Raw genomic sequence first — 13,984 nt, 5'->3', positions numbered from 1 at the left:
TCACAGGGGCCGGTTGCTGTCTGCATCCGGGGCACGGCGCTGGGGAGCGAGCAAAATAGCGCTCACGATGGGCCACAGCAACATCTCCAGCACAGGAGCCAGCGCAATCGAGATGCCCGGAAACATGCCGCCAGACAGCATGCGAATGAGCATCTGCAGCAGATGCGCCAGCGCAAACACCGGCAGCATCTGCAAAGCCTGCGTGACAGGCGAAAACCACATCATGCGACGGCTGAAACGCTGCGCCACATACACCACCAGCACATAAGCCAGCGCGTGCTGCCCCAGCAATGCCGTCTGCTGCACATCCACCCCCAGGCCCAACAGGAAAGCCACACTCATGGGCATGCGCTGGGGATGGTGCATGGCCCAGAACGCCAGCACCAGCATCAGAAAATCAGGCATCCAGACGAAACCGCCCAAGGGCAGCAGGCTGAGCAAAAACACCACTGCCACGCTGAACGCAATAAAAGCCGGTCTGACCGGCATCAGCAACTGCTGACCACGCGGCATGATCATCGTTGACCTCCAGGGCCCGGCAGGTTGGCAGAGCCTGAGGCGCGCCGCTGGGCAGATTTGTCTTCACGCTGTTGCTGGGTCTGCGCCGCCGTGGGCTCAATGCGCTGAGCCTGCGGCGCATGCTCGGCCTTCAGCGCATCCAAAGGTGTCAGCACCACCACATGGCGTGCGCCATCCAGCCGAGCCTTGGGCTCGCAGTACACACGCATGAACGGCGACTGGCTGCGGCGCTCTACCTCTACCACGCGTGCCACTGGCAGACCCGCCATGTAGACCCCGTCTACACCGCTGGTGACCAGCTCGTCGCCCACCTGCACATCCGCATCATTGGACATGAAGCGCAGCTCGATCCCGTCGGTACGCAAGTTAGAGGCATCGCCATAAGCGACGCTGCGCGCACCCGTGCGTGCCACCATCACGGGAATGGCTTGTTCACGGTCAGACAGCAGCGTTACTTCACTAGAAAACGGCTGCACGCGGGTGACCTGCCCCAGGACACCCAGGTCATCCATCACCGGGCTGCCTGGCAACACACCGGCCACCTGCCCCTTGTCGAGCACAACACGGCGGGTGTAGCTGTCCGGGGTCTCAAACATCACCTCTGCCGCCACGGTCTCTACCACCAGGCGCGGGCGCAACGCCAGCAAATCACGCAACTGGCTGTTTTCTTCTTCCAGCCGTTCGGCCTCATGCGCCTTGAGCGTCATGGCCGCCATCAGCCTGCGAGACTCCACCGCTTCGGTCTGAGCCTCGTGTAAATCCTGAAAATAATCTTTGCCGCTGGAGAGCCATTGCACGGGCTGCATCACCACCCATTGCAAAGGAAACAGCACCACTGACACCGCCTGACGCAGCGGCTCTGTGAGTTTCAGCCGCACATCAGCCAGCATCAGCACAACGGCCAGCGTGCTGAGCAGCAAGACGCGCGTACCTGCGGACGCGCCATGCTTGAACTGCGACGGAGCATCGCGCTCCAGTGTTCTCAAACTCATAGCACCCACCTGCGCGTGAGCGCCATTTCACAGACGGCTAAACCGCCCGACCAGCTGTTTGCCCGAGCTTTCACAGAGAACATGGGGAGACATTCAATCCAAAAACTTGCCGCTTGAGCACAGAAGTCGAAGCGGCAAGTTACGTGGTGCATCAGTCGCTGGTAAAGATGCTGCCTTGACGGTCCAGGCTGTCCAGCGCCATGCCACAGCCACGCACCACACAGGTCAGAGGCTCTTCGGCCACCAGCACTGGCAGGCCGGTTTCCTCGGCCAGCAGACGGTCCAGATCACGCAGCAGTGCGCCACCGCCGGTCAGCATCATGCCGCGCTCGGCAATGTCAGCACCCAGCTCAGGCGGGGTTTGCTCCAGCGCGTTCTTCACGGCCGAAACAATCTGGTTCAGCGGCTCGGTCAGCGCTTCCAGCACTTCGTTGGAAGAGATGGTGAAGCTGCGGGGCACGCCTTCAGACAGATTGCGGCCCTTGACCTCGATCTCCTTGACTTCCGAACCTGGGAAGGCCGAGCCAATTTGCTTCTTGATCATTTCAGCCGTGGGCTCGCCAATCAGCATGCCGTAGTTACGGCGGATGTAGCTGATGATGGACTCGTCAAACTTGTCACCGCCCACACGCACAGAGCCCTTGTAGACCATGCCGCCCAGCGAGATCACGCCCACTTCTGTGGTGCCGCCGCCAATGTCCACCACCATGGAGCCCGAAGCCTCCGAAACAGGCAGACCCGCGCCGATACCCGCAGCCATGGGCTCTTCAATCAGGTAAACGGCGGTTGCGCCAGCCGCTTCTGCAGCGTCCTTGATGGCACGACGCTCCACCTGGGTGGAGCCACATGGCACGCAAATGATGATGCGCGGGCTGGGCGTCATCACATTGCGGGGGTGCACCATCTTGATGAACTGCTTGATCATCTGCTCGGTGATCACAAAGTCGGCAATCACGCCATCCTTCATGGGCCGAATGGCTTCGATATTGCCGGGCACCTTGCCCAGCATGGCCTTGGCCTCACGGCCAACGGCCTGAATCACCTTCTTGCCATGGGGGCCGCCTTCGTGGCGAATGGCCACAACGGAGGGCTCATCGAGCACGATGCCCTTGTCACGGGCAAAAATCAGGGTATTGGCTGTGCCAAGGTCAATGGCCAAATCGGTAGAAAAGTACCGACGGAAAGCTCCGAACATTCAATTTTCCTCTCAGGCACAGCATGCGCTTCGGCCTGCCGTCGCCGGGATGTAGTTCAACAGGAATCAGGGGGGAATCTGGGTTAGGCTTTTCTGCACAATCGCAACCATCCAAAGATGGTAATTGCGCAAAGACCAGATAATACCGTATCCCCTGTGAATAACTCATGGCGGCATGCTCCGTCTGACAGCTTTACATCCGGTTTCGTACCGCAGAAAACATATGGCACTCACCTCGAACGACATTGACCGCATCGCCAACTTGGCGCGGCTCGAACTCTCTTTAGAAGAAAGTGAGCGCATGCTCTCGCAACTCAACGGCTTTTTCGGCATTGTCGAAAAAATGCAAGCTGTGGATACCTCGGGCATTCAGCCTCTGGCACACCCGGTGGCCGCCATCCAGGACGTGGTGTTGCGTCTGCGCCAAGACCAGGCATGGGAGCCCAATCAGCGCGAAGCCAACATGAAAAACGCCCCCGCGCAGAGCGAGGGATTGTTCCTCGTGCCCAAGGTCATTGAATAAGCACAAGGCAAAGCAATACACATGAGCAATACCGAACTGCACCAACTGGGCGTGGCCGAACTGGCTGCCCAGCTCAAGAGCAAAGAAATTTCCGCCGTTGAAGCCGCGCAACACTTTCTGGCCCGCGCCAAGCAGCACAAGCATCTGGGCGCTTTTGTAGCCATCCACGAAGACACCACCCTGGCTCAGGCCAGGGCTGCAGACGCGCTGATTGCCCAAGGCAAGGGCGGCCGTCTGGCCGGCGTGCCAATTGCGCACAAAGACATCTTTGTGACCAAGGACTTCCCCACCACCGCAGCCTCCAAAATGCTCAAGGGCTACCAGTCGCCCTTTGATGCAACGGTGGTGACCAAGCTGACCGCGTCCGGCGCGGTCACGCTGGGCAAGCTCAATTGCGACGAATTCGCCATGGGCGGCGCCAACGAAAACTCGGCCATCGCCCCCGTGGGCTTTGACGCGGCCCAGCCCGTGCGCAACCCATGGAACATCGAGCGCGTGCCCGGTGGCTCCTCGGGCGGCTCCGCCGCTGCCGTGGCAGCCCGTCTGGCCCCTGCGGTCACCGGCACTGACACCGGCGGCTCGATCCGCCAGCCCGCATCGTTTTGCGGCATTACCGGCATCAAGCCCACCTATGGCCGCGCCAGCCGCTACGGCATGATCGCGTTTGCCTCCAGCCTGGACCAGGCAGGCCCCATGGGCCGCAGCGCCGAGGACTGTGCCCTCTTGCTGAGCGAGATGTGCGGCCCAGATCTGGACCGCGACTCCACCAGCCTTGACGTGCCAGCAGAGGACTTCACTGCCCAGCTCAACGACAGCATTGAAGGCCTGCGCATTGGCGTGCCTGCCGAGTTTTTTGGTGACGGTTTGTCTGCCGACGTGCGCGCCGCCGTGGATGCATCGCTCAAGGAATACGAAAAGCTGGGTGCCAAGCTGGTGCCCATCACGCTGCCACGCACCGAGCTGTCCGTGCCCGTGTACTACATCCTTGCGCCCGCAGAGGCCTCGTCCAACCTGTCGCGCTTTGACGGCGTGAAGTTCGGTCACCGCGCGCAAAAGTATGCCGACCTGAACGACATGTACAAAAAGACCCGCGCCGAAGGCTTTGGCGACGAGGTCAAGCGCCGCATCATGATTGGTGCCTATGTACTGTCTGAGGGCTACTACGACGCCTACTACCTGCAGGCGCAGCGCATTCGCCGCATGATTGCCGACGACTTCCAGACCGCGTTCAAGGACTGCGACGTCATCGCCGGCCCCGCAGCCCCCACCACGGCGTGGGCCATTGGCGGCAAGTCTGATCCGGTGAGCAACTATCTGGCTGACATCTTCACCCTGCCCGCATCGCTGGCGGGCCTGCCCGGCCTGAGCCTGCCCGCAGGCTTTGGTGACGCTGGCATGCCTGTGGGGCTGCAGCTGATTGGCAACTACTTCAGCGAAGGCAAGCTGCTCAACGCCGCGCACCGCTTCCAGCAAGCGACCGACTTTCACTTGCAGCGCCCCGCAGGCATTTAAGAACTGATAGCTATCAGCGCTTGTGCCATAAGGTTTTCAAATACAAAACACTTTGAAAACCAGCATACATAAGCGCTGACAGCTCACTAATTAACAGCAGCTAGGACATACAGCACATGACTGCGAAACTGATTCAGGGCTACGAAGTCGTTATCGGCTTTGAAACCCATACCCAGCTGGCCACAAACAGCAAGATCTTCAGCCGCGCCAGTACCGCCTTTGGCGCCGAGCCCAACACCCAGGCCTGCGCGGTAGATCTGGCCCTGCCCGGCACCCTGCCCGTGATGAACCAGCAGGCAGTGGCATGCGCCATCAAGCTTGGTCTGGCGCTGGGCTCGACCATTGCGCCGCGCAGCATTTTTGCGCGCAAAAACTACTTCTACCCCGATCTGCCCAAGGGCTACCAGATCTCGCAGTTCGAGATTCCCGTGGTGCAAGGCGGTGAAGTCAGCTTCTACGTGGGCGACAAGCCCCACACCGTGCGCCTGGTGCGCGCCCACCTGGAAGAAGACGCGGGCAAGTCCGTGCACGACCAGTTCCCCACCGAGTCCGGCATTGACCTGAACCGCGCGGGCACGCCCCTGCTGGAGATCGTGACCGAGCCGGACATGCGCTCGACCGAAGAAGCCGTGGCCTACGCCAAAGAGCTGCACAAAATCGTCACCTGGATTGGCATCTGCGACGGCAACATGCAAGAAGGCAGCTTCCGCTGCGACGCCAACGTGTCCGTGCGCAAGCCCGGTGCACCGCTGGGCACGCGCCGCGAAATCAAGAACTTGAACTCGTTCAAGAACATGCAGATCGCCATCGACTACGAAATTCGCTGGCAGATTGACCAGATCGAAGACGGCTACAGCATCCAGCAAGCCACCGTACTCTTCAACCCCGACACGGGCGAGACCCGCGCCATGCGCACCAAGGAAGACGCCGCTGACTACCGCTACTTCCCCGATCCCGATCTGCCACCCCTGGTAGTGGCCGACAGCTGGGTGCAGGAAGTGAAGGCAGCCATGCCCGAGCTGCCCCGCGCCATGGCCGCCCGCTTTGTTGAAAGCTACGGCCTGCCCGAGTACGACGCCACCACGCTGACCCAGTCGCAAGACATGGCCGCCTACTTTGAGCGCACCGCCAAGGCCTGCGGTCAGGCCAAACTGGCCAGCAACTGGGTGATGGGCGAGATCTCGCGCCGCCTGAACACCGAAGAAATCGGCATGGACGCCGTCAAGGTCACCAGCGAACAGCTGGCCGCCATGATTGCCCGCATCTCGGACGGCACCATCTCCAACAACGCCGCCAAGCAGGTGTTTGAGGCGCTGTGGACGGGCGAAGGCTCTGACATTGATGCAGTCATCGAGGCCAAGGGCCTCAAACAAATGAACGACACCGGCGCGCTGGAGGCCATCATTGACGAGGTGATTGCCGCCAACCCCGGCAACGTTGAGCAATACCGGGCGGGCAAGGACAAGGCGTTCAACGCCCTGGTCGGTCAGGTGATGAAGGCCTCTAAGGGCAAGGCCAACCCGGCTCAGGTCAATGAAGTACTGAAAGCCAAGCTGGCTTAACGCTGGCAGCTTGTTGCGGCGTTTTTGTCGCGAAAGACAAAGCCTCCTTCGGGAGGCTTTTTTATTGCTGTTTTATTTATTTTTATAGCTTTCTGCGCTTGGTGTGATTGGTGTGATTGGCTGATTTCACTATTTTTCAGTCCCTGCTGGGCGTTTGCTGGCAGAGGCCGCTGATCGCGCGGCAAGCCGGCCACCCAACTCGCCCTGCTGCATTCCAACGACCTGAGGCACCAGCCCCCGGGCTGGTGCCGCAAAACACGCTACGCGCTGACTAGGCTAGGCTCGGGCAGTTGCGACAAGTTAGGTGGCGATGCATGCATGCGCCTGAGCGCAGGTTAAAGGCGTTGAAAAACACCGGCATTCACCAACTTGTAACCATTCATTTTTTCTATTTAAGAGAAGTACCATGAATAAAAAAACAGACTATTTTTTACTATTTTCAATATTCATTTTATCTTTGGTATCGATTCTATTCAATCGTGAAATCTATCAGCAGCTCAATGAAAATAAGATTTTATATCTATACTCATTACTGCCTCAAACCCTGGGTGCCATTTATGGCCTGACAATAACTGGGTATATATTTTTTATTGGCAACCAACACAGCAAGGCCTCCAACGACCCCACGCTTCACGAAATCATTGAGGAAAGCGACAAGGAGCAGTTCAGCGCCTTAAAAACATTGTCTATCCTGGTTTTTCTAAGTATTTTCTTTTGCATCTCTACCTTGTTCTTGCACAACAAGATCGAACCTCACTTCGACAACCTATCCACAATCACCGTATCTTTGGCTAATTCTTTTGCAATCGCCACCATCATATCTAATTTTCTATTCATCATAAATATTATCGACCCCACATCGATTGAAAAGACCAGCAATAAAATAATAAATAAAATAGAAAATCAAGAGAACGAAAATAACAAAGCAGAAGATAATTATGCGTTTATGCCGACGAGTCAATTCCTAAAGGAATATCATGCGCTCGAAGAACTTGCAAGAAACATCATCAATGACGCTGGATTTTCTGATAAAAATAATAAAAACGGTAGCTCACGATTAAATCTAAAGCACCTTCACGCATCTGGAATTATAAAAAACACAACCGCCCAAATGCTGGGGCAACTACGCAAATACAGAAATGCGCTCGCACACTCAGAACCTGTGGAACATATTCACACCAGTATGAACAGACTCTTAAAAGCCACGCAAGAAAGCCTCAACCAAGAGCATGAAGCATGGATGAGGCAGCGGCCTTGAGTTTGAATAGAACTTTCCCTCTTGCGGCTCCCCTAATACGGGCCTGGCCTGCTCCCCCACACCGGCCTTCACCGCATCACTTTCTCGCAAGAACCACCACCACATGGACTCTCTGACCCAAGCCGTGCTCGGCGCCAGCGTCACTTGCGCCGTCATGGGCAGGCGCACTGGCTTTACCAAAGCTGCTCTTGTTGGCGCTGTAGCAGGCACGCTGCCCGATCTGGATGTGCTGATTGACCATGGCAACGATCTGCTGAACATGGTGCGCCACCGGGCCGAGTCGCATGCACTGTTCTTTGTGACGCTGGCCGCTCCGCTGTTGGGCTGGCTGACGCACAAGCTGGTCGACCGCAAAGCCCCAGCGGATGCACCGAATTTGACGGCGCGCTGGACACTGGCCTGGCTGCTGGCGCTGCTCACGCATGTGGGCATTGACGCCATGACCAGCTATGGCACGCAGTTCATGCAGCCCTTTACCGACCACGCCTTTGCCGTGGGCAGCGTGTTCATCATCGATCCGCTCTACACGCTGCCGCTGCTGCTGGGCCTGCTGCTGTCCGGCCTGCGCGCGCGGCGCGGGATGGACTGGCAAGGCCCCAACCGCTGGGCGCTGGCCTTCAGTTGCTGCTACCTGCTGTGGAGCGTGGGCGCACAGCACCATGTGCGCACCGTGGCCCAGCATGCGCTGGCCGAGCAAGGTGTGCCCAACGTGCAGCAAGCCCAGCTGTTTGTCTATGCCACGCCGTTCAACACCGTGCTGTGGCGGGTGCTGGCCATTACGCCCACACACAGCTACGAGGGCTTTTACAGCCTGCTCGATCAGGGGCATCACATCCCCCTGAGCGCCACAGAACGCGGCAGCGCGTACCTGCAACGCTGGGCTAGCGTACCCGCCGTGCAGGCCATGCAGCGCTTTACCCAAGGCCCCATCCGCATGCAGGTGCACGAAGGGCGCGTGCTGCTGACCGACCTGCGCATGGGCCAGGAGCCAAGCTACAGCTTTGTGTTTGACCTGGGCACGCCCGAACAGCTGGATGCCGGGCTGACCCAGCCGCGCAAGGTGAGCGCCGTACTGTCCTCCGGCTTTAGCCTGCCCGCCCTGATCGAGCGCATGCTGGGCCGTGATCTGCGATTGTCTGCAGCGATGGTGGAGCACTGAGTTAGCCGCTGTGTGGTGAGCGTTTTCTGAAAATTGAGCCACCCACGCTTGCTGCAAAAGCGTCAGCAGCATCCTGAAGGCATACTCGCGCTTATCCCAACCCCGCTCCACCAGCGCCACCGCGCTCGCCCTCTCGCATGTCCGCCACGCCCCCGCCGAGCTCAACCACTGCCAGCACCAGCACGCTGGCTTCCCTGAACAGACTGGATGAGTTTTTAATGCACCCGTCGCGCCACTGGCAGCCGCGTGGGCTGCAGCGGGTGGGGCTGGAGTTTCTGTGGTTTGGCATCAAGGAGGCGCGCAGTTGCCTGTTTGTGGGACTGTTCTTTCTGGCCGTGTTCGCCGTGCCACGCGGCGGTGTGCTGGGCATGCCGCGCTACGACGTGCTGCTGCTGGCGGCGCTGGCCATTCAGGTGGCCATGGTGGCAACCAGACTGGAGACCTGGGATGAGCTCAAAGCCATCTGCCTGTTCCACATCGTGGGTTTTGCACTGGAGGTGTTCAAGACCTCCAGCGGCATCAAGTCCTGGGCCTACCCCGACTTTGCCTACACCAAGCTGTGGGGCGTGCCGCTGTTCTCAGGCTTCATGTACGCCGCGGTGGGCAGTTACATCATCCAGGCGTGGCGCCTGTTTGATCTGCGCATCCAGCACCACCCGCCGCACTGGATGGCAGCGCTGATCGCCGTGCTGATCTACGCCAACTTCTTCACCCACCACTACATTGGCGACTACCGCTGGTATCTGGCCGCCTGCGCGCTGGGCCTGTACGCACGCACCACCGTGACCTTTCGCCCGCTGGACCGCGACCGCCACATGCCACTGCTGCTGGCTTTTGTGCTGATCGGCTTCTTTATCTGGCTGGCCGAAAACATCTCCACCTTCGCCGGGGTCTGGAGCTACCCCAATCAGCTGGGTGCCTGGTCGGCCGTGCACGTGGGCAAGTGGAGCTCGTGGTCCATGCTGGTGGTGATGACCTTCACCATCGTGGCCAACCTCAAGCACATCAAGGCCAAGATCCATGTACCCCACTGAAGCGACGCAGTGGTCTTGACCACTCGCGGCGCAAACTTTGAATGTGGTGCATGGATGCACTGCAACGTTCCTTTCAAGCACCCAGATGGTTTGCGCTGGCTGTACAGAGACTGGCTACCGATGGGCTGGCTCGCCCGCACAGCCATCAAAAAAAGCTGTCTGCGCTTCAACCGCCTGCGCTGAAAGAGGGATTTACTTTAAGCCTCAGCAAACCCGCAACTTTGCACCCCGGCCAGACAATCCTTTAGCGGATCGCCAGCCCCAACATTTACACTGTCCCGCACAGGCTTGGAGGCTCCGGGAATATGTTCAAAAAAGCATGGCAAGAAATCCACTTGCTCGAATTCATTGCCGTCTTTTTGCTGGCTTGCACGGCATGGTTCTACATCAAGACCTATGTCGATTTTGAGAGCAACTACCTGACCTGGCTGGAAGGGGCCAACAACGGCGAGGGCATGAGCCGTGCTGAGGCGCTGGGGCTGTCGGGCGACTTTTTAGGCGGTGTGCTCAACCCCATCTTGAGTTTTTTCTCGTTTCTGGCCCTGCTGTTCACCTTGCGCCTGCAGCGGCGAGAACTGACCGCCACGATGGATGAGCTGAAGAAATCCACGGTGGCTGCCGAGAGCAATGTGCGCCTGTTCACCGAGCAGATCCGGGCGCAGCGGCTGGATGCATTTGAGAACACCTTCTTCTCGCTGCTCAAGCTGTTCAACACCACGTTTGAAAAAATCAACGAACACCACGATGCCGAAGGCGACACGCCTGCAGGCAGCCCCTTGCAGTTGCTGATGGCACAGGCGCGCAGCCAGCCTACGCTGGAAGAGGCGCGCATGGTGCTGATGGCCGACCACAGCGAGATTGACCACTTCATATCCATCTTGTTTGAAATGCTCAAGTTCATAGACCAGAAGTTTCCGCAGGACTCGCACACCGACCACATGTTCTACGCCAACATCCTCAAGGCCATCATCAACCAGGAGGCTTTTGAGGCCATTGCCATGTACGCCGCCACCAACAACACAAAGAACGCGTTTTTTGCTTTCAAACAGCTGATTGAAAAGTACGAGCTGCTCGAAGAGCTGGACCTGCATGCCACCAAGCACCAGAAGTTTGTGGCGGGATATACGCAGTTTTTCCCACAACTGCAATCGGTGACGGCGGCTTAAGACTGCAGAGTTCTGTTCAGAAATGAGCCCCTCTGTCGCTTGCCACGCCGGTGGCAAAGGCCAAGGCAGCCATCCGCACAGCACCCGCAAGCACATCCCCCACCCTGGCAGGCAGGGCGGGTCGTCAACCATGATTTGACGCACTAACTGTCACCGTTTTCAGCTAGCTCAATGCAGCACCACATGCGCAGCGCTACTATCAGCGGCATTGCATTTGATTGCCGCGCAGACCCTGTGCTGCCACTGCCTAGCGCTATGAATATTCTCTCCATCCAGTCCCACGTTTCTTATGGCCATGTTGGCAATTCGGCTGCAGTGTTCCCGCTGCAACGGCTGGGACATGAGGTGTGGCCGGTATACACCGTCAATTTTTCCAACCACACGGGCTACGGCGCATGGGGCGGGTCACCCATTGCGGCCAGCGAAGTCAGCGCCATCGTGCACGCCATGGAGCAGCGCGGCGCGCTGGCCAAGGTGGATGTGGTGCTCAGTGGCTACCAGGGCGGCGCTGATATTGCCGATGCCATTTTGGACACCGTGGCACGCGTCAAAGCACTCAACCCACACGCGACCTACACCTGTGACCCGGTCATGGGCAATGCCAAGTCCGGCTGCTTTGTGAACCCCGCAATCCCCGTGCTGCTGCGCGAGCGCGTCGTGCCCGCAGCCGATCTGGTGACACCCAACCAGTTTGAGCTGGGCTATCTGGCGGGCATGCCAGTGAGCTCTCTGGATGAGACTTTGGCAGCGGTCGATGCCGTGATGGCCATGGGCCCGCGTGCCGTGCTGGTGACCAGCGTGCACCGCCCAGATGCTCAGGCCGGCACCATCGAAATGCTGGCCGCCGATGCCACGGGCGCTTGGCTGGTGGCTACACCCCACCTGCCGTTCAAGGCCAATGGTTCGGGCGATGTAACCGCCGCACTGTTTACCGCCCACTACAGCCAGCACTTTGGCCGCAGCGGCGCAGCCCAGCTGGCGCTGGAACGCACCACAGCCAGCATGTTTGAGCTGCTGCAGCACACGCACACCGCCGGTGCCCGGGAGCTGCAACTGGTGCAGGCCCAGAACAGCTACGTAAACCCGCAAACCTTATTTGCGGCGCGGCAATTGCGCTGACATGACCAGCAGCGCTGCGCTGCAAAGTTCTTTTCAAGAAAGCAGCGCGGTGTGTCTCCGGGCAAAGGTTTGGTTTCACGCATATCTCCTGCGTTTTTTGCGGCCCCCCGACTTTCCAGTTGACGGTTGTCAGTTCACCGCTTTTGCGGGCAGCCTGACAACCACCGATCGACGCATTCAGCGTTTCGTCAGCTTCGCAGGAAAGCCGGATTGTTACACTTCTGACGAATCATCCGATGCGGGGGCACGAGCCCATGTCCTGACTTAGGCTATTGCCCCCGGTTGATTTTTTCGGCCTAAAGGATTGGTGCTCCGCGCCAATCCAGTGTCGCAGGCACGCGCTGCGGCGCGATATTGCCTGGCCTTGTCTGTCTATGCTGATTGCGGTTTCACGCCTTGCATCCAACCCGCTCTCAGCATGCTGAACGTGCGTGTGCACCTTGCTCACCGCACAATGTCCCCGCCCTATTTTTGTACCCGTCTCCATGAATAAATTTGTACAAAGCGCCGTAGCTTTGCTGGCCATCCCCTTCGCCGTGGCATCGCATGCCGCAGAGCCACCATCACCAGCTGTGGCGGTGGACCTGTACCTCAAAACGCTGGTGAACCATGACGAGCAAGCCATTCAGCAATTGAATGATTACCTGCGCGCAGACCGCCTGCGCTCTGGCCGCAGCGCAGACTATGCCAATGCTGCAGACCTGAAAAAGGCCGACGAGGAGTTCCCCGGTGAAGTCGCCAAGATGGCGCAAAAGCTGTTCCCGGCAGAACAGCAGCAAGCATTGGGCGCCCCCTTGACCGCGCTGATGGCTACCGTGCAGCAGGCCCGCCAGAAGTCCGAATGCAAGGTGCTGGAGTCCGACAAGCCGGCAATGGACCAGGATGTGTTGACCGCCAACGTGAAGTTTGAGTGCGCACTGGTCAAAGCGCCTGAAACCTGGGTCGAAGGCATTCAGCGCCTGGTACGCACCAAGGGCACTCTTGCAGACAACCTCAGCGGACTGAAGCAACTGCAAGCGGGCTATGCCATTCCGCTCAACTTTACATACCAGGGCACATTCGGGGTCAGCATGGTGCCTAAAGACAAGAACGAAGCATGGCGCAATGATTTCGCGCGCGAGCCCGTGGATCAGATGTTTGAAGCGCTTTGAAGCCCCTTTAATGCCCCTGGCCATGCTGGCCTGAGACAGAACACCAGCGGGCATGTCAGCCCCATGCATGCCCGCTGGGTGCACCTGCAATCTCGGCGGGCAATGCGATGAGGCAGCAAGCATTTTCTGGTCACTTTCGCTGCCTGCTCGCACCCTCTTGCTGCGCCCTTGCTCTCAGCCCACAATCAGGTTTACAGCACCAGGAGGCTATAAGTGGAACTGACCCTTCTCCGCGAACAAGATGCCCAGGCTCTCTGGGTCTTTGAGACCACCCACCGTCAGTACTTTGAAAGCTGGATCAACGCCCGCCCTGAAACGTTTTACACGCCCGAGGGCTTTGATCAGGCCCTGCAGACCGCGCTGCTGCAGCAAGCAGCAGATCAGGCGTTTCACTACCTGATCTGGCTAGGCGGTGAACTGGCCGGTCGCATCAATCTCACACAAGTGCGGCGCGCACATTTTCAAAGTGCCAGTCTGGGTTACCGCATTGCACCTACGCACAGCGGCCAAGGGCTGGCCAGCGACGCTGTGCAGGCAGTGATGCAAAAGGCTTTTCACATCCACGGCCTTAAACGGCTGGAAGCCACGGCACGCCCCGAGAATCCAGCGTCTATCCGCGTACTGGTGAAAAATGGTTTTCACCAGTTTGGCCACTCCCGCTCCAGCCTGGAGCTGCACCGCCAATGGTTTGATCTGCTGTACTTTGAAGCCCACGCCCAGGCACCCACCACTGCCAGGGCATAAATTAGCCAGGCACTGCAACCTGGCTCTGACGATCTGTAAAGCCCCCCACC

Annotated in this window: 13 protein-coding genes; 10 read left to right on the top strand and 3 right to left on the bottom strand. The window is 58.8% G+C overall.

The window, feature by feature from the left end:
* The 3 genes from mreD to H9646_RS04265 all read right to left on the bottom strand — a co-directional run bounded on the left by mreD (nt 1) and on the right by H9646_RS04265 (nt 2,706).
* Nucleotides 1-519, bottom strand: coding sequence for a rod shape-determining protein MreD (mreD, locus tag H9646_RS04275; protein ID WP_191722098.1), 519 nt, complete (start codon nt 517-519; stop codon nt 1-3).
* Nucleotides 516-1,511 (bottom strand): rod shape-determining protein MreC, encoded by a 996-nt coding sequence (gene mreC, locus H9646_RS04270; protein ID WP_191722097.1) that lies wholly within the window; start codon nt 1,509-1,511, stop codon nt 516-518. The genes mreD and mreC overlap by 4 nt, the downstream gene beginning before the upstream one ends.
* Nucleotides 1,512-1,662: 151 nt before the next feature.
* Nucleotides 1,663-2,706 (bottom strand): rod shape-determining protein, encoded by a 1,044-nt coding sequence (locus H9646_RS04265; RefSeq protein ID WP_191722096.1) that lies wholly within the window; start codon nt 2,704-2,706, stop codon nt 1,663-1,665.
* A gap of 223 nt (nt 2,707-2,929) precedes the next feature.
* Between H9646_RS04265 and gatC the strand changes: the two genes are divergently transcribed.
* From gatC to H9646_RS04215, 10 genes are all read left to right on the top strand, one after another.
* Nucleotides 2,930-3,229, top strand: coding sequence for an Asp-tRNA(Asn)/Glu-tRNA(Gln) amidotransferase subunit GatC (gene gatC, locus H9646_RS04260; RefSeq protein ID WP_191722095.1), 300 nt, complete (start codon nt 2,930-2,932; stop codon nt 3,227-3,229).
* Nucleotides 3,230-3,250: 21 nt separating this feature from the next.
* Nucleotides 3,251-4,741, top strand: a complete 1,491-nt coding sequence (gatA, locus tag H9646_RS04255; RefSeq protein WP_191722094.1) for an Asp-tRNA(Asn)/Glu-tRNA(Gln) amidotransferase subunit GatA — start codon at nt 3,251-3,253, stop codon at nt 4,739-4,741.
* A gap of 116 nt (nt 4,742-4,857) precedes the next feature.
* Nucleotides 4,858-6,303: an Asp-tRNA(Asn)/Glu-tRNA(Gln) amidotransferase subunit GatB gene (gatB, locus tag H9646_RS04250; RefSeq protein WP_191722093.1), complete on the top strand. Its 1,446-nt coding sequence runs from the start codon at nt 4,858-4,860 to the stop codon at nt 6,301-6,303.
* 406 nt (nt 6,304-6,709) lie between these two features.
* On the top strand, nt 6,710-7,561 hold the full coding sequence (locus tag H9646_RS04245) for a hypothetical protein (RefSeq protein WP_191722092.1): 852 nt from the start codon (nt 6,710-6,712) through the stop codon (nt 7,559-7,561).
* Nucleotides 7,562-7,664: 103 nt separating this feature from the next.
* On the top strand, nt 7,665-8,720 hold the full coding sequence (locus H9646_RS04240; RefSeq protein ID WP_191722091.1) for a metal-dependent hydrolase: 1,056 nt from the start codon (nt 7,665-7,667) through the stop codon (nt 8,718-8,720).
* A 218-nt stretch (nt 8,721-8,938) separates the two neighbouring features.
* Nucleotides 8,939-9,754, top strand: coding sequence for a DUF817 domain-containing protein (locus H9646_RS04235; RefSeq protein ID WP_191722090.1), 816 nt, complete (start codon nt 8,939-8,941; stop codon nt 9,752-9,754).
* A gap of 305 nt (nt 9,755-10,059) precedes the next feature.
* Complete coding sequence (locus tag H9646_RS04230) at nt 10,060-10,920, top strand: putative phage abortive infection protein (RefSeq protein WP_191722089.1); 861 nt, start codon at nt 10,060-10,062, stop codon at nt 10,918-10,920.
* Nucleotides 10,921-11,103: 183 nt separating this feature from the next.
* Nucleotides 11,104-12,039: a pyridoxal kinase PdxY gene (gene pdxY / locus H9646_RS04225; RefSeq protein WP_225213976.1), complete on the top strand. Its 936-nt coding sequence runs from the start codon at nt 11,104-11,106 to the stop codon at nt 12,037-12,039.
* 485 nt (nt 12,040-12,524) lie between these two features.
* A complete protein-coding gene (locus H9646_RS04220; RefSeq protein WP_191722088.1) occupies nt 12,525-13,190 on the top strand; it encodes a hypothetical protein in 666 nt (221 codons plus the stop codon).
* A gap of 213 nt (nt 13,191-13,403) precedes the next feature.
* Complete coding sequence (locus tag H9646_RS04215) at nt 13,404-13,934, top strand: GNAT family N-acetyltransferase (RefSeq protein WP_191722087.1); 531 nt, start codon at nt 13,404-13,406, stop codon at nt 13,932-13,934.
* Nucleotides 13,935-13,984: the final 50 nt, after the last annotated feature.

The organism is Comamonas avium (genome assembly GCF_014836675.1).
Taxonomy (GTDB): Bacteria; Pseudomonadota; Gammaproteobacteria; order Burkholderiales; family Burkholderiaceae_C; genus Comamonas; species Comamonas avium.
Note: the sequence above shows the minus strand (reverse complement) of the source record. Positions and strands in the feature narration are given on the sequence as shown.

Bases quoted from the DNA above. Each gene is read 5' to 3' on its own strand.
- pdxY (WP_225213976.1), top strand. From the start codon at position 11,104: ATGCGCAGCGCTACTATCAGCGGCATTGCATTTGATTGCCGCGCAGAC.
- H9646_RS04240 (WP_191722091.1), top strand. From the start codon at position 7,665: ATGGACTCTCTGACCCAAGCCGTGCTCGGCGCCAGCGTCACTTGCGCC.
- gatC (WP_191722095.1), top strand. From the start codon at position 2,930: ATGGCACTCACCTCGAACGACATTGACCGCATCGCCAACTTGGCGCGG.
- H9646_RS04235 (WP_191722090.1), top strand. From the start codon at position 8,939: ATGCACCCGTCGCGCCACTGGCAGCCGCGTGGGCTGCAGCGGGTGGGG.
- H9646_RS04265 (WP_191722096.1), bottom strand. From the start codon at position 2,706: ATGTTCGGAGCTTTCCGTCGGTACTTTTCTACCGATTTGGCCATTGAC.
- gatB (WP_191722093.1), top strand. From the start codon at position 4,858: ATGACTGCGAAACTGATTCAGGGCTACGAAGTCGTTATCGGCTTTGAA.
- H9646_RS04220 (WP_191722088.1), top strand. From the start codon at position 12,525: ATGAATAAATTTGTACAAAGCGCCGTAGCTTTGCTGGCCATCCCCTTC.
- gatA (WP_191722094.1), top strand. From the start codon at position 3,251: ATGAGCAATACCGAACTGCACCAACTGGGCGTGGCCGAACTGGCTGCC.
- H9646_RS04230 (WP_191722089.1), top strand. From the start codon at position 10,060: ATGTTCAAAAAAGCATGGCAAGAAATCCACTTGCTCGAATTCATTGCC.
- H9646_RS04245 (WP_191722092.1), top strand. From the start codon at position 6,710: ATGAATAAAAAAACAGACTATTTTTTACTATTTTCAATATTCATTTTA.
- mreC (WP_191722097.1), bottom strand. From the start codon at position 1,511: ATGAGTTTGAGAACACTGGAGCGCGATGCTCCGTCGCAGTTCAAGCAT.
- mreD (WP_191722098.1), bottom strand. From the start codon at position 519: ATGATCATGCCGCGTGGTCAGCAGTTGCTGATGCCGGTCAGACCGGCT.